This is a genomic window from Erythrobacter sp. (assembly GCF_023653175.1).
Classification (GTDB): domain Bacteria; phylum Pseudomonadota; class Alphaproteobacteria; order Sphingomonadales; family Sphingomonadaceae; genus Erythrobacter.
Genome location: NZ_JAMNXL010000014.1, coordinates 15,694 through 36,201, shown reverse-complemented (window position 1 = coordinate 36,201; position 20,508 = coordinate 15,694). Strand labels below are relative to the sequence as shown.

The window sequence follows — 20,508 nt, the reverse complement described above, 5'->3', positions numbered from 1 at the left end:
TGCTCGGACATGTTAAGGCCATGCGCGATGAGGCTCGAAGTGACAAGCCAGGCCCTCGGGGCGATGCGCGCCCACGCCGCTGCCGCACACCCGTGCGAGGCCTGCGGCATCCTCTTGGGGGAAGGCGGGCGGATCACCGAAGCGCGCGCGGCCGCCAACGTCCACCCTTCTCCACAAACCCATTTCGAGATCGACCCTCAGGCGCTGATCGACGCGCACCGCGCCGCGCGTGCCGGCGGCCTCGCGGTGATCGGCTACTACCACTCGCACCCGCTCGGCCCCGCCGAGCCCTCGGCCACCGACCGCGCCTCGGCCAGCGGTGACGGCAAGGTCTGGGCGATCCTTGCCGGCGACGACGCAAGGTTCTGGAGAGACGGGGAAGCGGGTTTCACCGCACTTCCCTTTACCATAACGGGCAGCTAGGAATGCGGCCATGATTTCCCAGACCGATCTTGCCGCGATGCTGTGCTCGCGCCTGTGCCACGACATGCTCTCGCCGGTCGGCGCGCTCGCCAACGGGCTCGAGTTGCTTGCCGAGGAGAAAGATCCCCAGATGCGCGCGCAGGTGGTCGATCTGCTCGAGCAGTCGGCGAAGATCAGCACCGACAAGCTGAAGTTCTTCCGCCTCGCCTTCGGCGCGGCCGGGGGCTTCGGCGAGGCGATCCCGGTCGACGAGGCCAAGACGGTGATCGACGCACTGGCGGGTGATGCCAAGAAGGTCGCGGTCAACTGGGCGATCGCGGAACCCAGCCTGCCCAAGCCTGCGGTCAAGGTGCTGCTCAACCTCGCGCAGATTGCGCTGGATGCGCTGGTGCGCGGCGGCACGCTCGACATCGGGGCCGAGCGGCGTGACGGCGCGGTCGAGATCGTCGCCCGCGCGCGCGGCGACCGGATCGCCTTCGACGAGACCATCGGCCGCGCATTGCAGGGCGATCTCGACGAGGGCGAGATCACCAGCCGCACCGCCGCCGCGCACATGATCTGCGTGCTCGCCGAGGAGATGGAGGGCGGCCTCCAGTACAAGCTCGGCGATGGCGCGCTGGTGCTCGGCGCGGTGCTGCCCGAGCCTGAAGGCATGATCGGCTAAGGCCAGCGTTGAGGCCAACAGGGGGGCGATGATGGGGGCAGACGACGAGTTGGTTCACGAGGAACGTCTCTCGCCCAATTTCGACGAACGCAGCCTGCCCGTCACCATGGTGGTGCTCCACTATACCGAGATGAAGCCGGTTGGCACCGCGATCGAGCGGCTGACCGACCCGGCGGCGAAGGTCAGTGCGCATTACCTCATCACCGAAGAGGGCGGCGTGATCCGCCTCGTGCCCGAGGACAAGCGCGCCTGGCACGCGGGCGCGAGTTTCTGGCGCGGCATTCCCGATGTGAACTCGGCGAGCATCGGAATCGAGCTCGACCATCCCGGCCACGAGCCCGCGAATGGGGGCTATCGGGGCTTTGCCGAGGCGCAGATCGACGCGCTGATCCCGCTGCTTAGCCGGATCGTGAAGCAATACGACATCCCGCGCGCCAATGTGGTCGGCCACTCCGACGTCGCGCCGATGCGCAAGACCGATCCGGGCGAGCTCTTCCCGTGGCACCGCCTCGCCGACACCAAGCTGTGTCTGCCGCGCCCGGCGTGCCTTGCGGCGGGCAACCCGTTCCGCAATGAGGGCAGCTTCTTCCTCGCGCTCGAACGCTTCGGCTACGACATCACCGATTCTGCCAAAGCGGTCGAAGCCTTCGAGCGCCGCTGGCGGCCCGAGCGCATCACCGGCGTGCCCGATGGCGAGGTGGCGGCGATCCTGTGGCAGCTGCTGCTCGACCGCGACCAGGGGCGGACGCGCTAGAGCATCGCGCTGAAAAGTGGGAACCGGTTTTCAGCATCAAGCGATGCGACAAACAAGAAATGGTATTTCATCGGCGTGACGCCTATAGGCCCACCGGTCAGGGGGCCTGAGGCAGCCGCGCTACGTGCGAGGAAAGTCCGGGCTCCACGAAACAAGGGTGGCGGGTAACGCCCGCCGGCGCTCCTTCGGGGGCGCAAGGGAAAGTGCCACAGAGAGCAAACCGCCGATGGCCCTCCGCTCGCGAAGGGGACAGGCAAGGGTGAAAGGGTGCGGTAAAAGCGCACCGGGGGGCCGGCAACGGCAACCGCATGGCAAACCCCACCCGGAGCAAGGCCGAATAGGGGCCGCGCGCCGCTTGCAAGAGCGGCAGGGGAGTTTCGCCCCGAGCGGCCCGGGTTGGCTGCTAGAGCGCCGGAGCAATCCGGCGCCCAGATGAATGGCTGCCACCGCAGGCCCGTCCGCAAGGATACCGCCTGAGGAGACAGAACCCGGCTTATGATGGCCCCCTGATGATGGTTTTCGTTGCGAACGCGCCTCCGCGGGTTCGTCCTCGGCGCTGTTCCCTGCGCTGCGCTCCGGGGCGCCTGCGGGCGGCCGTTCGGCCTTGCGGCCCGCCCGCTGGCGGGCCGAACTATCGCCCTACCTCACCCTCATCTCCCCCGCCCCGGGCTTGATCCGGGGCCCCGCTACTTTTGTCCTGCCATGAACAGTTGGGCTCCGGATCAGGCCCGGGGCGGGGGATGCAAGCACAAAGGCTTGGTGCCCGCCCCGCCATCGCGTAAACCATTGGTCGGGAGGAACCGCCGCCAATGTTCACGCTCGCCGCCGCACTCGCCCTCGCCGCGCAGGAGCCCGAGCTTCCCCTCGAAGGCTCGCCTGTCACCGATCTGTGCGTCCTCCCCGGCGAGGACGCGGCCGCCGTCCGCAGTAGCTGGGCGATCATCGACGCGCGCGCGATCTACAACCCCTCGGACCTCGCCGACGCCCTGCTCGCGGTCCCCGCGGGCAAGCGCGCGGTGGTGCGCGGCGGCAACTTTGCGAATGACGACATGCGCAAGGTAGCACCGCTGCTCGCCAATGCCTGCCTTGCCGAAACGGAACTCGCGGGCAGCAATTGGGAGGGAACCGAGATCCCGCATCTGCGCCTCGTCCACATCGAATTCATCGGCGCCAAAGCCGCCCGCGCGCGCTGGCCCGGGCTGTCCACACAGGGGGTCAACCTCCAGGGCAGCGACTTCACCGGCGCTGATCTCACCGGCATGCGCTTCGTCTCGGGGTGGCAGGGCGCGGACTTCGGCGATGTGAGTTTCCGCGCCGCCAACCTCACCGATGCCAGCTTCGCCTGCAGCATCGTCTATCCCGAAACCTGCATCAACGGAGCGCCCGATTTCGCCGGAGCCGACCTCACCCGCGCCGACATCAGCGGGCTGTGGCTGTGGGATGCGAAAGGCGTTTCGGGCGCGGTGCTAAACGGCACGATCATCGCCCCTGCTGCCTTCGCCTACCTTGGCGAGGCACGGATCACGGGGCCGGTGCGGATGGCGGACAGCTATACCTCGCCCTACGAGGACGTTCCGGGCGAATTCCCGCCCTTCGTCCCCGGCATCGTTACCATCACCGCCGACGAGGCGCGCACGCTGATTGACGCCACCCGCTCCGCCACGCAAGACCGACCGAGCTTCGATTGCGCCAAGGCCGCCGCCGCCATCGAGAAGACGCTTTGCGGCGAATACGAGAGCGAGTTGCGCCGCCTCGACCGCGAGCTTGCCGAGGCATGGGCGGCGGCACGCGCAGGCGGCAAGGGCGATCTGGCCGCACAACGCCGCTGGCTCGCCTCACGCGGGCAATGCGACGGTGACCGGACGTGTCTGGCAGAGCTTTACGAGGCGCGAATCGCGGTGCTGCGCGGGCTGCTTGGCCCAGGCATCGCGCTGCGCCCGGGCGAGAGCGTGACCTATGTGGACGACACCCTCCCGCTCCCCGATACGATGCGGCGGGGCGAGCTTTACGAGCGCATCGTGCCGGTGCTGTCCGAGGCGAGCGGGCAGGACATCACGCTCACCGGCAACCCCGATGGCAGCATCGCTGCCGAGGGCTCCGCGGTGCGCGCCAATGCCCATACCTGCGAGATGGGCGCGCCCGTCACCCGCTTCGATCCCGCCACCGGCTGGTGGAGTGCGCGCAGCGAGAGCGGCCGCAAGGTGCCGCTGTTCCGGGTCGAAGGGCGGCGGATCGTGCTGCGCTACAGCGGCAACACGGGCAACACCCCCGAAGAGGCGCGCGGCCTGATCGACTGCGGGATGCGGGCGTTTTTCGACGACGGGATCGATCTGACGGCGCGCTGACCAGACCTTGAGCTAGAGTGCTGGCTCGGCCCGCCAACCGACGGGCCACAAGGGCGAACGCCCGCCCGCAGGTGCCCGTAGCGAAGCGGAGGAACAGCACCGAGGACGAACGCGCGGAGGCGCGTTCGCAAACAAAGGCAGCGGGGCCCCGGGTCAAGCTCGGGGCGGGGAGCTCAGCTTCTTCCCACGCTCACATACTCAAACCCCGCCGCGCGCATGTCCTCGGGCTTGTAGACGTTGCGCAGGTCGACCATCACCGGGGCGTTGGCCAGTTCCTTGACGCGCTTCAGGTCGAGCGCGCGGAAGGCGTCCCACTCGGTGACGATCACCACCACGTCGGCGCCTTCGATCGCCTCGTAGGCGCTGCCGCACATGGTGACGCCGGGGAGCAGCGGGCGGGCCTGTTCCATGCCTTCAGGATCATAGGCGGCCACGGCAACGCCCGCATCCATCAGCGTCTGCGCGACCGCGATCGCGGGGCTGTCGCGCATGTCGTCGGTGTTGGGCTTGAAGGTCAGGCCGAGCAGCGCCGCCTTCTTCCCGCGCGCCGCCTCGGTTCCGCCCAGCGCATCGACCACCTTGCGGCCCATCGCGCGCTTGCGGCTGTCATTGACCTTGACCACCGCCTCGACGATCCGGGTGGGGCTGTCATAGTCCTCGGCGGTCTTGAGCAGGGCGAGCGTGTCCTTGGGGAAGCAGCTGCCGCCATAGCCCGGGCCGGCGTGCAGGAACTTGGCGCCGATGCGGTTGTCCATCCCGATCCCGCGGCTGACGTCCTGCACGTTGGCGCCGACCTTCTCGCACAGATCCGCCATCTCGTTAATGAAGGTGATCTTGGTCGCGAGGAAGGCGTTGGCGGCATACTTGATCAGTTCGCTGGTGCGGCGGCTGGTGAAGAGGATCGGCGATTCGTTGAGGAACAGCGGGCGATAGACCTCGCGCATCACCTCGCGGCCGAACTCGTCTTCGGCACCGATGACGATGCGGTCCGGGCGCTTGAAATCGCCGATCGCCGCGCCCTCGCGCAGGAATTCGGGGTTGGAAACGACCGCGAACCTGTGGGCGGTGCCGGTCTCGCGGATGATTCGTTCCACCTCGTCGCCGGTCCCGACGGGGACGGTCGACTTTGTGACGACCACCGCATCATTGCTGAGCTTCTCGCCCAATTCGCGCGCGACCTCGTAGACGAAGGTGAGATCGGCGTGGCCATCGCCGCGGCGGCTGGGGGTGCCGACCGCGATGAAGATCGCGTCGGCCCCGGCGATCCCCTCGCCGAGCGACGTGGTGAAGCTCAGCCGTCCGGCCTTCACATTGCTTTCAACTAGGGCATCGAGGCCGGGCTCGTAGATCGGCATGATCCCGGCATGCAGGGAATCGATCTTGCCCTGATCCTTGTCGATGCAGACTACGTCATGCCCGAAATCGGCAAAGCACGCCCCCGACACGAGCCCGACATAGCCGGATCCCACCATGGCAATCTTCATGAACTATCGGCCCTCAAGAGATGTGCGCGCCGGCTGGCGCCTGATATCGGCTGGCGCGCCTACTGCGCCCGGTCACCATGGAACACCTGCGCCGTTCCGTCTTCGCCGGCACGGGCCTGCAGAATGCGCCGCTGGTCGCCCTCGAGCACGAGCGCTGTAAGCACACCGGAACGGAAAGCGCCAGTGTCAATTCCTATGCGGTTGCCGCAGTCCATGACGTGGCTGAAGATCGTGTGGCCGTGGACCACGACCTTCTCGAGCGGCCCCTCGTGGCGGAGAAAACGCTCGCGGATCCACAGCAGGTCGCCGCGGGTCTGCTCGGCGAGCGGGCGGGCGGGGTCGATGCCGGCATGGACGAACACGTAATCGCCCGCGCGGATCATGGTCTCGAACCCGGCGATGTAATCGCGGGTCGCCTGACTGACAACCTGCGGGAGCGCCTCGAAGATCGCTTCGAGCGGCATGTCGCTGAGTTGGCGCCGCGTGAAGCCGTAGCTCAGCAGCGTCTCGTACCCGCCGTGCTTGATGAAGTGGCGCAGCGCCTCGGGCTTTTCGAAGGCGGCGAGGAACATCTCCTCGTGATTGCCCGCGAGCACGCGGACATTGCGCGCCTGCTGCCAGGTGCGGGTGCGCTCGACCACGCCGGCGCTGTCGGTGCCGCGATCGACCAGGTCGCCAAGCAGCACGATGCGATGGTCGAGGGCCGGGGCGACCGCGATCTCGTTCTCGATCGCGCCGATCAGCACCTCGTAGAGGTCGAGACGACCGTGGATGTCGCCGATCGCGTAGTAGCGCCGGCCATCGGGAACCGCCGGCAGCTTGGGCGGAGGGGGGGGTGTGAAGAAATCGCGCAGACGCTGTAGCATGGCCCGTGTGGTGTTCCGATCGGTGCGACCCGGCCAAAGCCTCGAGGTCGGGCAAATTTGCCGCGCCCCTTATGTTGGGGGGGCGCGATAACCTGCTCAACGTGGCGGCGCAACCGACCCTCCGCGGTGCGCGACGGAAAGTGCCAAATTGTCGGCGAGTGGCAGCCGGCCTTGCCCTAATCGAGCGTGAAACTGACCGTCGTCACCACCCGCACCTTCTTGTACGGGCTGTCTGCCGAGCCCCACCCGCCGGTATCGCCGTCGCGCGCGGTGACCTCGAAATAACCTTGGGTCGCGTCGCGGATCTTGCCGACGCCCGAATTGGAATCCTTGGCGAATTGCTGTGCCGCCGCGCGCGCGTCCTTGGTGGCGGCGGCAACCATCTCGGGCTTGATGTCATTCAGTTTGGTGAAGGTGTAGGCCATCCCCGAGCCCTCCTCGAGGAACACCCCGCGCGCCACCAGGTCGAACTGGCGCGCCACCGCCTTCTGGGCGCGCTTGATGTCGGTGGTGCGCAGCGCGAGGCGCTGGCGCACGGTGTAGGTGGTCACGCCTTCGTTGGTGAAGCTGGTCACATTGGCGCCGGTCGGCTGGAGCGCCGCGGCGGGAAAGCCGAGCTCCTTGAAGAAGGCCTCGATGCCCTGCGTGTCGCGCCGCACCTTGTCCTGCGCCTCGGCAAGGCTGGTCGAGGAGGCGGAGTAGGAGATCGTCCAGGTCGCAAGGTCGGCGGTGACATCGCGCTCGGCAAGGCCGCGCACGGTGACCGCGCGCTCGGCATCCTTGGCGCGCAGCAGCCCGTCGCCGAGCAGATAGCCGCCCGCGATCATGCCGACTGCGAGGATTGCCGCAGTGCCGAACCAGCGCAAGCTGGCGGGCTCGGCGAGGGGGCCTCTGGTCGTGTTTGCCGGTTGCACTTCGTCGCCGCTCATCGCATGTTCCCCCATAAGAGTTGATGCGATGAGTTGTGCATCATCGTCGATGAATGGAGTTTGAATGGGTGCGAGGAGGATGCGTCTTTCTCAACATCGATCTACGCCGCCGCGTGTTCTTGTTTTCCGCACGCCATCCGGCGTGCGTTCCTCGCTAGACGCGCAGCAAGCTGCGCCCGCTGCGGGCGGCCGTTCGGCCTTGCGGCCGCTGCGCGACCGATCGTCCCGCGACTTTGAAAGGTGAGTTCATGGTCAAGTATCTTCACTCGATGATTCGCGTCGCGGATCCGGAGGCGACGGTCGCCTTCTTCAAGCTGATCGGGCTCGAGGAGGTGCGCCGCTTCGACAGCGAGGCGGGGCGGTTCACGCTTATCTTCCTCGCCGCGCCCGGGCAGGCGGGTGTGGCCGAGGTCGAGCTGACCTACAACTGGCCGCCCGAGGACGGCAGCCCGGCCGAGGACTACACGGGCGGGCGCAATTTCGGTCACCTCGCCTACCGAGTCGAGAACATCTACGCGACCTGCGCGGCGCTGGCCGATGCCGGCCACATCATCCACCGCCCTCCGCGCGACGGGCACATGGCCTTCGTCAAATCGCCCGACGGCATCTCTGTGGAGCTGCTGCAGGAAGGCCATCTCGAACCGGCCGAGCCGTGGGTCAGCATGCCGAATGCCGGCAGCTGGTAAGTGTCGACTTTATACAAGTCCCAGATTTTAGGCGATTTAAACCAATAAAATTGCTTGATGCTGTTGCAAAAGACCCCCTGTCAAGGTAAGTTAACACCTTGATTGGGGAAGGGGGTCGCCTTGTCCATTGGAGAGCCTGTTCTGTGGCAGTGGCTCGCCCTGTTGCAGCATGAATTACTGTTGTTCGCCGGGGTATTCTTCCTGGTCGGTGCGCTGGACGATCTTGCGGTCGATGCGGCTTGGCTGTGGCTCAGAGCCCGGGGGCGGGCGGTGACACCGCGCCGCAGCCGGGCGAGCCTCGCGCATCGCGACCTCGCCGGGCCCGCTGCGGTGCTGATCCCCGCCTGGCACGAAGCGGCGGTGATCGGCCAGACCATCCGCCACCTGCTCGAGACCTGGCCGCAGGACACCTTGCGCCTCTATGTCGGCTGCTATCGCAACGATCCGGCCACCATCGGCGCCGCGATCGCCGCCGCGCACGGCGATCCGCGTTTCCGGCTGGTGATCCACGGTCGCGAGGGGCCGACCACCAAGGCCGACTGCCTGAACCGCCTGTTCGCCGCGCTCACCCTCGACGAGGAACGCACCCAGCAACGCTTTGCCATGCTGGTGTTCCACGATGCCGAGGACATGGTCGATGCCGGCGCGCTGGGCCTGCTCGACGAGACCATCGCGGGGGGCGCGGACTTCGTGCAGCTGCCGGTCGAGCCGCTGGTGCCGCACCACCGCGGCTGGCTCGCGCGGCACATCGGCGCGCATTACTGCGAGGAATTCGCCGAGGCCCATGGCAAGGCGCTGGTGGTGCGCGACGCGCTGGGCGCGGGCCTGCCGGGGGCGGGGGTGGGCTGCGCCGCCTCGCGCCGCGCGCTCGACTGGCTGGTGGCGCGTCAGGGCGGCGAGACCGGAGCGGCCCTGCCTTTCGCCAGCGACTCGCTGACCGAGGATTACGAGCTCGGCCTCGCCATCGCTGCCGAGGGCGGCCGCTGCCGCTTCGTGCGCGCGCGCGACAACGACGGAAGCCTGATCGCCACCCGCGCCTTCTTCCCGCACCGCTTCGACACCGTGGTGCGCCAGAAGGCACGCTGGGTGCTGGGGATCGCGCTCCAGGGCTGGGACCGCGTCGGCTGGGCGGGGGGCGTGAGCGAATACTGGATGCGTTTCCGCGACCGCCGCGGGCCGCTCACCGCGCTGGTGCTGCTGGTCGGTTATGCGCTGGTGCTGCTTACGGCGCTGATGGGCCTGATGATCGCTTTCGGCTTTGCCGAGCCGCCGCCGCTCACCCCTCTGCTGGTCGCGGTGCTCGCCGCCAATGGCGCGGCTTTCGCGTGGCGGATCGCGATGCGCTTTGCCTTCACCGCGCGCGAATATGGTGTGGCCGAAGGCGTGTGGGCGGTGCTGCGCCTGCCGCTGGCCAATGTCATTGCGATCATCGCTGGCAGGCGCGCGGTGTTTGCCTATGCCCGCACCTTGCGCGGGACGGCAGCGGCATGGGACAAGACCGATCACGACGCGCATCCGACCAACGCCGGCAAACTCGGTCCGGCCAGACCATGACCGCCCCGGCCCGCCGCGCCCAGACAGGCGTTCGGGCCCGAACCCGGATGCGGGGCGGCCCGCTGGTGATGCTCGTGCTGCTGATCGGCGGATGGTGCGGCGCCCGGGCGATGTGGTGGCACGATCCCCTCGCGCTTGAACCGGCCGCGGCTGCGCTCGTGTCCCCCGTGCCCGTGCCCGTGCCCGTCCGCGATCCCGTCCCGCCCTATCGCCTCGCCGCTGTCGACTGGGGCGCGGCGCCGATCGATCTGGCGCGGGCAAGGGCGCTGCTTTGGCAGCAATTGCAGGGGCTCGGGGAACCTGACCCGGGCGCGCGGGCGGGCGAGGGCTGGGGCCAGATCGCCCCCCTCGCGCGCGCTCGCGCGCCTGCTCCAGCGTTCCGCGCCGAGGCCGCCCGACTGCCCGCTTTCGAGGGCAGCCCGCAGTGGCGGTTGGTCGCCGGGGATGCCGCCGTAGCCGCTCCCGGCGCCGCTGGTGATGGCAGCGACCCTGCGGCGCCGTCTGCGCCCTTCCTGCCCCCGGGGCTGCCCCTGCCGGTCGCGGCCCCTCCCGGGCGGTGGTCGCTCGATGCTTGGGTGTTCTGGCGGCAGGGTTCCTCCGCCGCGCCGGTCAGCCAGGGGCGAGTGCCGGTCTACGGGGCGAGCCAGGCGGGCGCGGTGCTGCAATACCGCCTCGCCCCGTCGAGCGGCCACGACCCGCGGCTCTACGCCCGCGCCTACCGCGCGCTGGTAACGCGCGGCGAGAACGAGGCTGCCCTGGGCGCCTCGCTGCGCCTCTTCGCGCGCCTGCCAGTGCGGGTGGCGGGCGAGGTGCGCTACACCGACGCGGCCTTCTTCAACACCTTCCGCCCGGCCGCCTATGCCGTCACCGAAGTCCCCCCGCTGCGCCTGCCCTTCGGCGCGCAGGGCGAGGTCTATGTGCAAGGCGGCTGGGTCGGCGGGCCAGGCGCGACGCCCTTCGCCGATGCCCAGGCGAGCGTGACCCGCAGCGTCCCGCTGATTGCCCGCCTCACCGACGAGCGGCTGCGCCTCAGCCTCGGTGCGGGGGCATGGGGCGGCGCGCAGAAGGATGCGCAGCGCGCCGATATCGGCCCGACGCTGCGGCTCGACACGCGCATCGGCAAGGTGCCGGCGCGCATCGCGGTCGACTGGCGCCTGCGGGTGGCGGGCGACGCCGCGCCGGGATCGGGCGTGGCGGTGACGGTGTCGGCGGGGTTTTGATCCCGAAGGCGTTCGGCGCTAGGCCATGCACCATGGCAAGACCTGTCCAACCCACCGATCCCGAAGCCGAGCGTGCGCAGGGGCGCGTCGCTCTGTGGCTCGACCCCTCCGATCTTGCATGGCTGTCTCGCCGCTGCGATTGCCCCGAGGGCGCCAGCGAGGAACTGCTTGATCGCTGCGCCCGCATCCGTTTCCGGGCCGCGGCGGCGCTCCACAAGGCAGGGCTGAAGGACGATGCCAGCGCGAACTGACGCCGCATTGCGGGCAATCGCGCAAAAACACCGAGTATACGCGCACCCCACGCCTTCCAACCCCCCGCTGCCTCGGCTAGCCTCGCGCGCATGGACGTATACTTGCCCATCGCGAATCTCTCGGTCAACGGGCTGTTCATTGTCCTGCTGGGCGGGTTGACGGGCATCTTGTCGGGCCTGTTCGGGGTCGGCGGCGGGTTCCTGACCACGCCGCTGCTGATCTTCTACGGCATTCCGCCGACGGTCGCCGCCGCGTCGGCCGCCACGCAGGTGACCGGCGCGAGCGTGTCGGGCGTGCTCGCCCATTCGCGCCGCAAGGGGGTCGACTACCGCATGGGCGGCGTGCTGGTGGTGGGCGGCATGATCGGCGCACTGATCGGCGCGGTGCTGTTCAGCGCATTGCAGGCGCTCGGCCAGATCGACGTCGTGATCAACATCCTCTATGTCCTGATGCTCGGCTCGATCGGCGCGCTGATGATGCGCGAGGCGGTGAGCGCGCTGCGCCCCGGGATGTTCGGCACCGGCCCGCAGGTGCGCAAGCGCCGCCACCACCCGCTGGTCGCCAGCCTGCCCTACCGCTGGAGGTTCTACGCCTCGGGCCTCTACATCTCGCCCCTCGCGCCGCTGATCCTCGGTATGCTGGTCGGCATCCTGACCATGCTGATGGGCGTGGGCGGCGGCTTCCTGCTGGTGCCGGCGATGCTCTACATCCTCGGCATGAGCGGCAATGTGGTGGTCGGCACCTCGCTGTTCCAGATCCTGTTCGTGACGATGGTCACCACCATGACCCACGCGCTTACCACCAAGGCGGTCGACCTTGTGCTGGCCGCGCTGCTGCTGCTCGGATCGGTGCTGGGCGCGCAGTTCGGGACGCAGATCGCGCTGAAGGCCCGCCCCGAGCTGCTGCGCCTCGCGCTTGCCTCGCTGGTGCTGCTGATCGCCTTGCGGATGCTCTACGGCCTCGGTGTCCAGCCCGACGAGATCTACACCGTGGTGCCGCTTTGAGGGCTTCCCCATGAGACTGGCGGCGCGGCTTGTCCTGCTGGCCGCCGCCTGGGGCGCGCTGACCGCCCAGCGCGAGCCCGTGCTGGTGCCTGCGGTCAGCCAATCGCTGATCGAGGTGCGTCAGGGCTTCACCGGCGCGCGGCTGCTGCTCTACGGCGCGGTGGTCGATCCGCAGAGCGGCGGGCGCGCGGGCGATTACGACATCGTCGTCGTGCTCAAGGGCCCCACCGCGCCGGTGCGCATCCGCGAGAAGGAGCGCATCCTCGGCATATGGGCCAATGCCGGGTCGAGCGATTTCCGCTCGGTCCCGTCCTTCTTCGCGGTTGCCTCCTCGCGCCCGATCGACACAATCGTCGATGAACGCACCGCCGCGATCTACGAGCTTGGCACGGACTTCATCCAGCTTTCCCCCTCAGGCCAGATCGACCCCGAGGAACAGGCGCGCTATGCCAATGGCCTGGTCGAGCTGCGCCGCCGGCAGGGGCTGTTCCAGGAGAACCCCGGCGGGGTAAGCATTGCCGAAAAGGTGCTCTACCAGGCGCGCATCGACCTGCCCTCGACCGTCACCACCGGTTCCTACACCGCCGAGACCTTCGCCATCAGCCGCGGGCGGGTGGTGGCGAGCGCGACCGCGCGGATCGAGGTGGTCAAGGCGGGGCTCGAAGGGCAGGTGGTCACCGCCGCGCAGCGCTGGTCGTTCGTCTACGGAATGGGCGCGATCGCGCTGTCGCTCGGGATGGGCTGGCTCGCCGGACGGCTGTTCGCCCGCACCTGACGCAGGCCCCGCCAGCGCGCGGTCAAAGCGCAATGTTGACCCGATCTTAACTCCGAAGCCCCTATTGCTGCCGGGAAATTGCATGTCGCGCGAGGGAAAAGGCGCCGATGACGGATCACGCCACGCAGGATTTCGAACGCTTAACCGGCCCCAACCCGGCCGGCACCGAGGAGTTCGCCGCCGCGCGCGCGCGCAGCGGCCTGGATAATGCGCGCCTGCCGATCGGTGTGGTGCTGGAAATCTCGGGCTCGGGCTCGCAGATCGCGCTCGACCTGCAGCGCATCACCGAATGCATGGACGATGCTGATCCCTCGATCGCGATGGCCGGGCAGGTCGGCAGCCAGATCAAGATCCGCGTCGGCGATGCCTGGCTCCTGGGTTCGGTGCGCGACCAGCGCAAGGACCGCCGCACCGAGGGCGGAATCATCGCCCATATAGACTTCCTCGGCGAAGGCTCGGAAGAGAAGCTGACAGGCCGCATCCACGGCTTCAAGCGCGGCGTCACCCGCTACCCGATCCCGGGCGCGATGATCTATCCCGCCACCACCCGCGACCTTGAGCAGATCTACGCCAGCGATGGCCGCGCCAGCATCACCATCGGCAAGGTGTTCCCGACCAAGGACATCCGCGCCGGGCTCTATATCGACGCGATGCTCGGCAAGCACTTCGCGCTCCTCGGCTCGACCGGCACCGGCAAGTCGACCAGCGCGGCGCTGATCCTCCACCGCATCTGCGAGGCGGCGCCCAAGGGTCACATCGTGATGATCGACCCGCACGGCGAATATTCCGCCGCGTTCCGCACCACGGGGCAGATCCTCGACGTCTCGAACCTGCAGATGCCCTATTGGCTGATGAACTTCGAGGAGCACTGCGAGGTGCTGCTCTCTTCGAGCGGCAACGACCGGCAGACCGACAGCGACATTCTCGCCAAGGTGCTGCTCGCCGCGCGCACCAAGAACCGGCTGGCGCAGGTGATGGGCAAGATCACGGTGGATTCGCCGATCCCCTATCTGCTCAGCGATTTCAGCAACATCCTGCAGGACGAGATGGGCCGCCTCGACAAGGCCACGTCCTCGGCGCCCTACATGCGCATCAAGCAGAAGCTCGACGAGATCAAGGCTGATCCGCGCTACCAGTTCATGTTCTCCGGCATGCTGGTGGGCGACACGATGGTCGAATTCATCAGCAAGATCTTCCGCATGCCCGGCGGTGGCAAGCCGATCTCGATCATCGACGTTTCGGGCGTGCCGTCCGATATCACCTCGACCGTGGTCGCGGTGCTCAGCCGCCTGGTGTTCGACTTCGCGATCTGGGGCCGCGACGAGAAGACTCGCCCCGTGCTGCTGGTGTGCGAGGAAGCGCACCGTTATGTCCCCAACGAGAAGAACGCCGACGGGTCGTCGGTGGGCAAGATCCTCAGCCGCATCGCCAAGGAAGGTCGCAAATACGGGATCAGCCTCGGGCTGATCACCCAGCGCCCCTCAGACCTGGCCGAAGGCGTGCTCTCGCAGTGCGGCACGATCATCTCGATGCGCCTCAACAACGACCGCGACCAGGCCTTCGTCAAGGCCGCGATGCCCGAAGGCGCGCGCGGCTTCCTCGATTCGATTCCCGCGCTGCGCAACCGCGAATGCATCATCTGCGGCGAGGGTGTCGCGATCCCGATCCGCGTGACCTTCGACAGCCTCGAGGAACACAAGCGCCCGGCCTCGGAAGACCCGAGCTTCGTGGAATTGTGGAACAAGGACGGCGGGGAAGAGGAACTGGTCGAGCGCGTGGTGATGCGCTGGCGGAGTCAGGGTTAAGTATTCCCACCCCCGACCCCTCCCGCAAGCGGGAGGGGTGTTAGTGGACACAAGGAACTAGAGTGAGGAGTGGCCGGGATTTTCCGGGCCTTCTCGGGACAACGTGGGACGAGAATGGCTGAAATCCGGGGTTTTCGGCAGGCTCCAAAAAATTTCGGCCTTCGGCGAGAGTGTCTAGAGTAGGTGCCCATTTATTGGTTCACGGGGTGTCCTGGCTGAGGCTGGCTTCTTGACCGGCGTTTTGAGACGTCACCCTCTCAGTGGCGGAATTCTGCGGTTCATGGCCGTTTCAGAGGCCTCTTAGTGGCATCTGAGAGGCCGATCATCAAGCAGTGAACCGGGGCATCGGATGTCCCAGAATGGAAAAATCGGGGCGAACTGGGCACTATCTGAAATCATTGCGTTTTCCCGCGCCAAGCGGGCTGACCACGGGAAGTCTCAGCGCCGGAAGTGGGCGCGTTTTTTTTTACAGCGCCGAAGCGGCCTTGGGGTCAACGACCAAGCAACCGTCGAACGTCGGCGTGCCGACAAACTCGGATACCTCGTTGCAAAGGAAGTGGGTTTCTTCTCCCTTGGCGAGGAAGGTTGCTTGCTCGGAAGCTTGATCGAGAAGGCGAACTGTCGGGCGCACCAAGTCCTTGCCTGCCAGACGGATGACTGGATCATCCGACATGTCGAGATCAACTTCTTCGACGATGCCAACTATGAGCACGCATCGATCACCATATGTTTTTTGTGCTGCCGCCTCGTTCGCTTCGTAAGCTGAAGAGATAACTTCGACCTTGATTGGCTCCATCGGCACGAGCGCACAAGCTTCAGGGCCCTCAGGGCTCGCATCGGCCTCAGAGGATTTCGAAGCAGGGCTGTCGGCGCCGCACCTGGAAATTAAGAATAGCAAGACCAGAATGCCGATAAGGCCGAATGCGATTGAGTTTCCCGCACTAGAGCGGTCGCCGGCTTTTCCGTCCTTATCCGTCATATTCTTCTCACCACTGCGATCACCCTGCCGAATACATGCAGTTCGCCATCGTGTGCAAGTTCGGGCGGCACGGCGGGGTTGTCGCTCAATATCTTGACGCTGCCGTCGGGCATGGGGCGGAGGCGCTTGATCATTCCGGTCTGGCCGAAGGCTATCGCCCAGTAGAGATCACCAAAGGTTGAGCCCACCGCCGAGCGATCGATCAGGATGACGTCGCCGTCGCCGATGGTAGGCTCCATGGAATTTCCTACGCCCTTTGCCCAGTAGAGCCTCTCCGGCGGACTGCGCGTAATTGAACGGAGCCATTCGCGCGGGAATTGCATAGTGGCAGCTTCGTGCTCGACGATCTCGCTGTCCATGAAGGCCGCACCAAGGCCGAAGTTGAGGTCGATCGCGGCGATCTCGACCATGTCGGGAATGAGTTCCTCGTAACTTGCGAGGGCAGCGGCCCCGACCCGGGTCCAGCCAGGGAACGCGGGATATGCCGAACGAAGACCATCGAGTGTGGGAGCACTGAGCCGAGAGTCGGGGTTGCCCCCCTTCATGCGCTGAATGGTTCGGGGGCTAACCTTCGCCTTGCGTGCAACCTCAGCTGCGGAGACCCCCGCATAATCCACCAAGGCGCGGATCAGCGCAATATCATCCTCTAACCCCGACACGGGATCGAGCTACCAAGCGGACAGCGTATAGCAGAGCGGAAATATCTACGTTGCAAAGCGTAGATATATTCGCTACGCAACCGAATATGGAACAGCAATCGATCGTCAGGGAAATCGAGCGGCGGGCGAAAGCCTCCCGGATTTCCATCGCCGAGCTCTGCCGCCGCGCCGGCATCTCCCCGGACACATTCTTCAAGTGGCGGAAGACGCCTCGGAACCCGAATCCCCCGGGGGCCAACCTGCATTCGATCGAGGCGCTCTACCGCGAGCTGAACAAGATCGAGGCCGAGGACGCCAAGCGGCTCTCCGGCCGCGGCAAGGCGGTGGCGGCATGATGACGCTCCACGATCTGCCGGATGATGGGCATCACGACTTCGGCTTTGCCGATCCCGCAGCGGCCAAGGCTGCTGTTCGCGCCATGCGCGATGCGCGGGCGAAAGGTGATCCGGCATCATATCTCGGCTCCAAAGAAAATCGCTTTCGGTTCAAGGTCTCGGCCGACGGCGTATTTGAACGCCCGGCAGACGCCGGTTTCGCTTCGGTGGGGGCAGCGAAGGTGGCGGCGATCGCGCCGGGAGAGATTTCGGGCGAGCGCCACCGTCCCGAAACGAACGGGTCGGACCTTCCTGCGGATGGCGGCATGGCTTCGATCGAAGGGGCGCGCGCGGCGATCCGCAGGATCAAGCTGCGGCTGGCGCTCGCCGATGTCGGGACGTCAGTCGCGGGCCTTCTTCAGGTCCTCGATCATGGCCTCAATGCGGAGCGTGACGAGAACGCGCCGGTCGGCGAGCGCGGCATCGGACTGGCTCCGGGCGATATCGAAGGTTGCGTCGGTGGCCTCGCGGTCGACGGCGTCGAAAGCAAGGATGTGCGAGAGAAGGAGCTGCTGGAGGGCGTAGACGTGGTCCTGCAGTTCCTCGATGCGCTGGGTATCGGACTTCGACATGGGTTGTTCTCCTCCAGTGGGAGCCAGAGAACTAACCCGACGCCGACGAGCGGCCAATCGCTATGTGACGGCTCGAAATATGGGGACGCCGCATGAACAACGGCACTCTCCTGCGCGACGCCAATCTGATCGAGCTGTCGCCGCTCCATGTCGACGAGACCGGGCGCACCGGGTTCTACCACGAGGACAAGGCGGTTGCCCTTGGCCGGTTGATGGCGGTCGACGGGCAGCGCGATCCGATCAAGGTCCGCGCCAATCCCGGCAACGCCGATCTGCCGTGGAAGCTGGTGACCGGCATGCACCGCCTGATGGGCGCGCGCATCGAAGGCATGACGGTCTTCGCGATCGAGGTCTCGGGCAAGCCCGAGGACATGAAGGACCTCGAGTCCTCGGAGAACCTGCATCGCCGCCCGCTGGGCCCGATAGAGCGGGCGAAGTTCACCGCCGCGCTGGTGACCGCCGCGCAGGAGCGGATCGCCCGCGAGCATGGCAATCTTGGCCAGCACCAGCTGGCGATCAAGGCCCGCTGGGATCGTGTGAGGCACCAAGAAGAGGGTGCTGAAGCTGCCCTGCGGGACGAGGTTGAAGATACGTGTGCAAAGATTGCACACGTATACGGGTGGGAGGAATCGGTCGGCGAAGCGCTCGGCATGTCGCGGCGCACGATCCACAACGATCTTGCGATTTTCCGCCTCGTGGTCGAGCCGTTTCCCGACCTCGCCGAGGCGCTCGCAAAGCACCCGGTGGTGGGCGAGAACGGCAGCCAGCTGAAGGAGCTGACCCGCCTGAAGAGCGAGGCGGTGCGCCGCCGCGTGATCGAGGCCTTGCTCGCCAATCCCGAGATCGGGGTGGACGACGCGAAGATCGCGGCGGGCGCCGACGAGTTCGCGGCGAAGGTCGAGCCGGTCGCGCACATGAAGTTCGTCTTCGCGGTCGAGAGCAACTGGAAGCGGCTCACCATCCCGCAGCAGCGCGAGCAGCTGCCGCGCATCGCCGCCATGCTGACGGTCGATATGAAGAAGCAACTTCGCGATCAGCTGATCGCCGAGATCGGGCTGCCGCGCGATCCCAGCGAGTTCGAAGAGGGCACCATCGCTTGGCAGATGGCCAAGGAAGGCAAGCTGTGATGGACCTCTCGCTTCAAAAGGAGAGCGCATTCCTCGCCGTCGTATCGCTGACAGAAGCGACTGCGACACTGGCGAATTTCGCCAAGGAAGGTGCACAGCTTCCGTTGTGGCCGTTCGGCGAAAATGACGTGATCGTGCCGCTGGTCGAAGGCCTGATGCGCGCTGCCGAGATTGAGCAGGCGAGCTTCATGGAGCACGGGAACAGCTTCGTCGAAGAGGCTGAGCAGCTCGGCCAGTTGATCGCCGCGCTTGCCAAGTTCTGCGCCGATTGGAACGGCGTATGAGGGGCGAAATCTCCTCCGGCCGGCACGCGAAGCGCCACCCGCTCGACTGGTATGTCGACGAGCACTGGTGCGCCGAGCAGCTGGCGCTGGTGCTGGGCGGATTCGCGCTTGAGCGTGAGGAGGGCCTCGCGATCTGGGATCCGTGCTGCGGCATGGGCAACACGCTGCAGGCGGCGTTCTACAGCGGCCTCGAAGTCTGGGGTTCCGACCTCGTCGACAACTTCGCCTGGGCGAACTTCGACGGTGAGAGCTTCGCCGATCTGAGGCGTGTGCATTGGCGCTCGGGCGACTTCCTCGAAAAGACCGCCGCACCCGCGCCCTGCAGCATCATCTGCAACCCGCCTTACAGCTATGTGAAGGGCATCGCAGAGTCGTTTGCGCGGCATGCGCTGACCCTCTCCTCGCGCCGGGTCTGCATCCTGATGCCGAGCAAGTGGCTCGCCAGTCAGGCGCGGTACCAGCTGTTCACCGATCACCCGCCGCAGGCGGTGCTTCACCTGTGCCAGCGGCCCTCGATGCCGCCGGGCGACATGATCGCCCGGATGGGCAAGCGCGCCTTCAGCGGCGGCATGACGGACTACTGCTGGATCATCTGGGACGTGAAGCGCCCGACGATTGCGGGCCAGACGCGCACGATCTGGCTGCCGCCGCTCCACCGCAATTCCGAAATCCTGCTGCTTGAGGAGGTGCTCTGATGCCCCACATGCCTGATGATGACGAGGGCGAGATCCGCTTCAGCCTGACCGAGCTGGCGCTCGGCCTCGCGGCTGCGGTGATGATCGCGCCCGGCGTGATCTGGTGGATCGGCAAGCTGGTCGAGATCGCTCGCATCACGCTGGAGGTGTTCCGGTGAGCCGCCTGCCTTCGGAGGAAGCGATCGCGCGCGAGATGCGGGATACCGGGCTCGACCGGTTCCCCGCGATCCGCCGCATCCAACAGCGCCAGGCGCTGACCGCGCGGCTGCGCCGCCCCGAGCGAAGGGCCGCGCGATGATCGGCCTCACCCCGCGCCAGATGGACGCGCTGCGCTTCATCGCCGGTTTCCAGCAAGCCAAGGGCTATTCGCCCTGCCTGCGGGAGATTGCCGTCGGGATGGGCTGCAGCCCGAAGAGCAAGGGCCGCACCTGGGAAACGGTTCGCGGGCTGCAGGAGCGCGGGGCAATCCGTGTGCTGCCCGGTCGCACCCGCGCGATCGAGGTGCTGGTGCCGGTTGCGATCCCGCGCGCGCCCGACGGTGCTCCGCTTCAGGTTGTCAGCATCGGGGGGCAGGACTGATGGGCCGCCCCACCTCCACCGAACGCGCGATCGAGGTTCTGCACGAGCAGGGGGTTCCGCGCGAGCAGATTGCCTGCAGGCTTGGCATCAGCGCGCGCACCGTCCGCAACATTGAACAGCGTCTTTTCGAGGACGAGGCCCGTGAGACCCGGCAGGAAAAGCGCTTCCGCGCGCAGAGCCGTCGGTTCGGCAACCTCGTCCGCCAAGCAGGAGGACACCGCTGATGCCCCGGTTCGCCAGCCATGCCGAGTACTGCCGCCACCACCGCAAGGTGATGGAGCTCGCGATGGAGCTCGGCGTCACGCCGATCGAGGCTGAGGCCCACATGAAGGCGGTCGAGGTGCGCGAGCGCCACCGCGCGAAGATGGCCCGCCGCGGCATCCGGTCGGCGCTCCCGCCGATCCCGCTGATCCCCGACCAACCCGCTGCTCCCCGCTTCGACGACTTCGATGCGCGCTGGATGATGAGGAACTGAGCG

At 67.0% G+C, this 20,508-nt stretch carries 26 protein-coding genes and 1 other RNA gene; 22 read left to right on the top strand and 5 right to left on the bottom strand.

Annotation, left to right across the window (positions count from 1 at the left end):
- From NBV68_RS03425 to NBV68_RS03405, 5 genes are all read left to right on the top strand, one after another.
- Nucleotides 1-423: M67 family metallopeptidase (locus NBV68_RS03425; protein WP_366067439.1), on the top strand; the 423-nt coding region annotated here is incomplete at its 5' end.
- A gap of 10 nt (nt 424-433) precedes the next feature.
- Complete coding sequence (locus tag NBV68_RS03420) at nt 434-1,087, top strand: histidine phosphotransferase family protein (protein ID WP_296307228.1); 654 nt, start codon at nt 434-436, stop codon at nt 1,085-1,087.
- A gap of 31 nt (nt 1,088-1,118) precedes the next feature.
- The gene (locus NBV68_RS03415; RefSeq protein WP_296307229.1) at nt 1,119-1,841 is read left to right on the top strand and encodes an N-acetylmuramoyl-L-alanine amidase; all 723 of its coding nucleotides are present in this window, start codon (nt 1,119-1,121) and stop codon (nt 1,839-1,841) included.
- A gap of 97 nt (nt 1,842-1,938) precedes the next feature.
- Nucleotides 1,939-2,355, top strand: an RNA gene (gene rnpB / locus NBV68_RS03410) — RNase P RNA component class A.
- Nucleotides 2,356-2,650: 295 nt separating this feature from the next.
- Nucleotides 2,651-4,186 (top strand): pentapeptide repeat-containing protein, encoded by a 1,536-nt coding sequence (locus NBV68_RS03405; RefSeq protein WP_296307226.1) that lies wholly within the window; start codon nt 2,651-2,653, stop codon nt 4,184-4,186.
- 173 nt (nt 4,187-4,359) lie between these two features.
- On the opposite strand, the gene NBV68_RS03400 is transcribed toward NBV68_RS03405, so the two are convergent.
- From NBV68_RS03400 to NBV68_RS03390, 3 genes are all read right to left on the bottom strand, one after another.
- Nucleotides 4,360-5,670 carry a UDP-glucose/GDP-mannose dehydrogenase family protein gene (locus NBV68_RS03400; protein WP_296307225.1) on the bottom strand — a complete coding sequence of 437 codons (1,311 nt, stop codon included), beginning with the start codon at nt 5,668-5,670 and terminating at the stop codon, nt 4,360-4,362.
- 59 nt (nt 5,671-5,729) lie between these two features.
- Nucleotides 5,730-6,536 (bottom strand): metallophosphoesterase family protein, encoded by an 807-nt coding sequence (locus NBV68_RS03395; protein ID WP_296307224.1) that lies wholly within the window; start codon nt 6,534-6,536, stop codon nt 5,730-5,732.
- Between the two features lie 176 nt (nt 6,537-6,712).
- Complete coding sequence (locus NBV68_RS03390) at nt 6,713-7,465, bottom strand: SIMPL domain-containing protein (protein WP_296307223.1); 753 nt, start codon at nt 7,463-7,465, stop codon at nt 6,713-6,715.
- Between the two features lie 248 nt (nt 7,466-7,713).
- Between NBV68_RS03390 and NBV68_RS03385 the strand changes: the two genes are divergently transcribed.
- The 7 genes from NBV68_RS03385 (at nt 7,714) to NBV68_RS03355 (ending at nt 14,761) form a co-directional block, all read left to right on the top strand.
- Nucleotides 7,714-8,151 (top strand): VOC family protein, encoded by a 438-nt coding sequence (locus tag NBV68_RS03385; RefSeq protein ID WP_296307207.1) that lies wholly within the window; start codon nt 7,714-7,716, stop codon nt 8,149-8,151.
- Between the two features lie 120 nt (nt 8,152-8,271).
- Complete coding sequence (locus tag NBV68_RS03380) at nt 8,272-9,705, top strand: glycosyl transferase family protein (RefSeq protein WP_296307204.1); 1,434 nt, start codon at nt 8,272-8,274, stop codon at nt 9,703-9,705.
- Nucleotides 9,702-10,925, top strand: coding sequence for a hypothetical protein (locus NBV68_RS03375; protein ID WP_296307202.1), 1,224 nt, complete (start codon nt 9,702-9,704; stop codon nt 10,923-10,925). Before NBV68_RS03380 ends, NBV68_RS03375 begins: the two co-directional genes overlap by 4 nt.
- A 32-nt stretch (nt 10,926-10,957) precedes the next feature.
- Nucleotides 10,958-11,176 carry a hypothetical protein gene (locus NBV68_RS03370; RefSeq protein WP_296307200.1) on the top strand — a complete coding sequence of 73 codons (219 nt, stop codon included), beginning with the start codon at nt 10,958-10,960 and terminating at the stop codon, nt 11,174-11,176.
- A gap of 90 nt (nt 11,177-11,266) precedes the next feature.
- Nucleotides 11,267-12,181 carry a sulfite exporter TauE/SafE family protein gene (locus NBV68_RS03365; protein WP_296307199.1) on the top strand — a complete coding sequence of 305 codons (915 nt, stop codon included), beginning with the start codon at nt 11,267-11,269 and terminating at the stop codon, nt 12,179-12,181.
- Nucleotides 12,182-12,191: 10 nt separating this feature from the next.
- On the top strand, nt 12,192-12,956 hold the full coding sequence (locus NBV68_RS03360; protein WP_296307198.1) for a TIGR02186 family protein: 765 nt from the start codon (nt 12,192-12,194) through the stop codon (nt 12,954-12,956).
- Nucleotides 12,957-13,063: 107 nt separating this feature from the next.
- Nucleotides 13,064-14,761, top strand: a complete 1,698-nt coding sequence (locus NBV68_RS03355) for an ATP-binding protein (protein WP_296307196.1) — start codon at nt 13,064-13,066, stop codon at nt 14,759-14,761.
- Between the two features lie 466 nt (nt 14,762-15,227).
- Here the strand turns inward: NBV68_RS03355 and NBV68_RS03350 are convergent, their stop codons facing one another.
- Entirely contained in the window at nt 15,228-15,740 is a 513-nt protein-coding gene (locus NBV68_RS03350; protein WP_296307195.1) for a hypothetical protein, read from the bottom strand.
- Nucleotides 15,737-16,150 (bottom strand): S24 family peptidase, encoded by a 414-nt coding sequence (locus NBV68_RS03345; RefSeq protein WP_296307194.1) that lies wholly within the window; start codon nt 16,148-16,150, stop codon nt 15,737-15,739. Before NBV68_RS03345 ends, NBV68_RS03350 begins: the two co-directional genes overlap by 4 nt.
- Nucleotides 16,151-16,485: 335 nt before the next feature.
- Between NBV68_RS03345 and NBV68_RS03340 the strand changes: the two genes are divergently transcribed.
- The 10 genes from NBV68_RS03340 to NBV68_RS03295 are packed head-to-tail and all read left to right on the top strand — an operon-like array spanning nt 16,486 to nt 20,505.
- Nucleotides 16,486-16,734 carry a transposase gene (locus NBV68_RS03340; RefSeq protein WP_296307192.1) on the top strand — a complete coding sequence of 83 codons (249 nt, stop codon included), beginning with the start codon at nt 16,486-16,488 and terminating at the stop codon, nt 16,732-16,734.
- Nucleotides 16,731-17,441, top strand: coding sequence for a hypothetical protein (locus tag NBV68_RS03335; RefSeq protein ID WP_296307190.1), 711 nt, complete (start codon nt 16,731-16,733; stop codon nt 17,439-17,441). Before NBV68_RS03340 ends, NBV68_RS03335 begins: the two co-directional genes overlap by 4 nt.
- Entirely contained in the window at nt 17,438-18,472 is a 1,035-nt protein-coding gene (locus tag NBV68_RS03330) for a hypothetical protein (protein ID WP_296307189.1), read from the top strand. The genes NBV68_RS03335 and NBV68_RS03330 overlap by 4 nt, the downstream gene beginning before the upstream one ends.
- Nucleotides 18,469-18,756 carry a hypothetical protein gene (locus NBV68_RS03325; RefSeq protein ID WP_296307188.1) on the top strand — a complete coding sequence of 96 codons (288 nt, stop codon included), beginning with the start codon at nt 18,469-18,471 and terminating at the stop codon, nt 18,754-18,756. The genes NBV68_RS03330 and NBV68_RS03325 overlap by 4 nt, the downstream gene beginning before the upstream one ends.
- Nucleotides 18,753-19,451, top strand: a complete 699-nt coding sequence (locus tag NBV68_RS03320) for a hypothetical protein (RefSeq protein WP_296307187.1) — start codon at nt 18,753-18,755, stop codon at nt 19,449-19,451. Before NBV68_RS03325 ends, NBV68_RS03320 begins: the two co-directional genes overlap by 4 nt.
- On the top strand, nt 19,451-19,609 hold the full coding sequence (locus NBV68_RS03315) for a hypothetical protein (RefSeq protein ID WP_296307186.1): 159 nt from the start codon (nt 19,451-19,453) through the stop codon (nt 19,607-19,609). The genes NBV68_RS03320 and NBV68_RS03315 overlap by 1 nt, the downstream gene beginning before the upstream one ends.
- The gene (locus tag NBV68_RS03310; RefSeq protein ID WP_296307184.1) at nt 19,606-19,749 is read left to right on the top strand and encodes a hypothetical protein; all 144 of its coding nucleotides are present in this window, start codon (nt 19,606-19,608) and stop codon (nt 19,747-19,749) included. The genes NBV68_RS03315 and NBV68_RS03310 overlap by 4 nt, the downstream gene beginning before the upstream one ends.
- Nucleotides 19,746-20,030: a hypothetical protein gene (locus NBV68_RS03305; protein ID WP_296307183.1), complete on the top strand. Its 285-nt coding sequence runs from the start codon at nt 19,746-19,748 to the stop codon at nt 20,028-20,030. Before NBV68_RS03310 ends, NBV68_RS03305 begins: the two co-directional genes overlap by 4 nt.
- Nucleotides 20,030-20,254, top strand: coding sequence for a hypothetical protein (locus tag NBV68_RS03300; RefSeq protein WP_296307181.1), 225 nt, complete (start codon nt 20,030-20,032; stop codon nt 20,252-20,254). Before NBV68_RS03305 ends, NBV68_RS03300 begins: the two co-directional genes overlap by 1 nt.
- A complete protein-coding gene (locus tag NBV68_RS03295; protein ID WP_296307180.1) occupies nt 20,254-20,505 on the top strand; it encodes a hypothetical protein in 252 nt (83 codons plus the stop codon). The genes NBV68_RS03300 and NBV68_RS03295 overlap by 1 nt, the downstream gene beginning before the upstream one ends.
- The last annotated feature ends 3 nt before the right edge of the window (nt 20,506-20,508 follow it).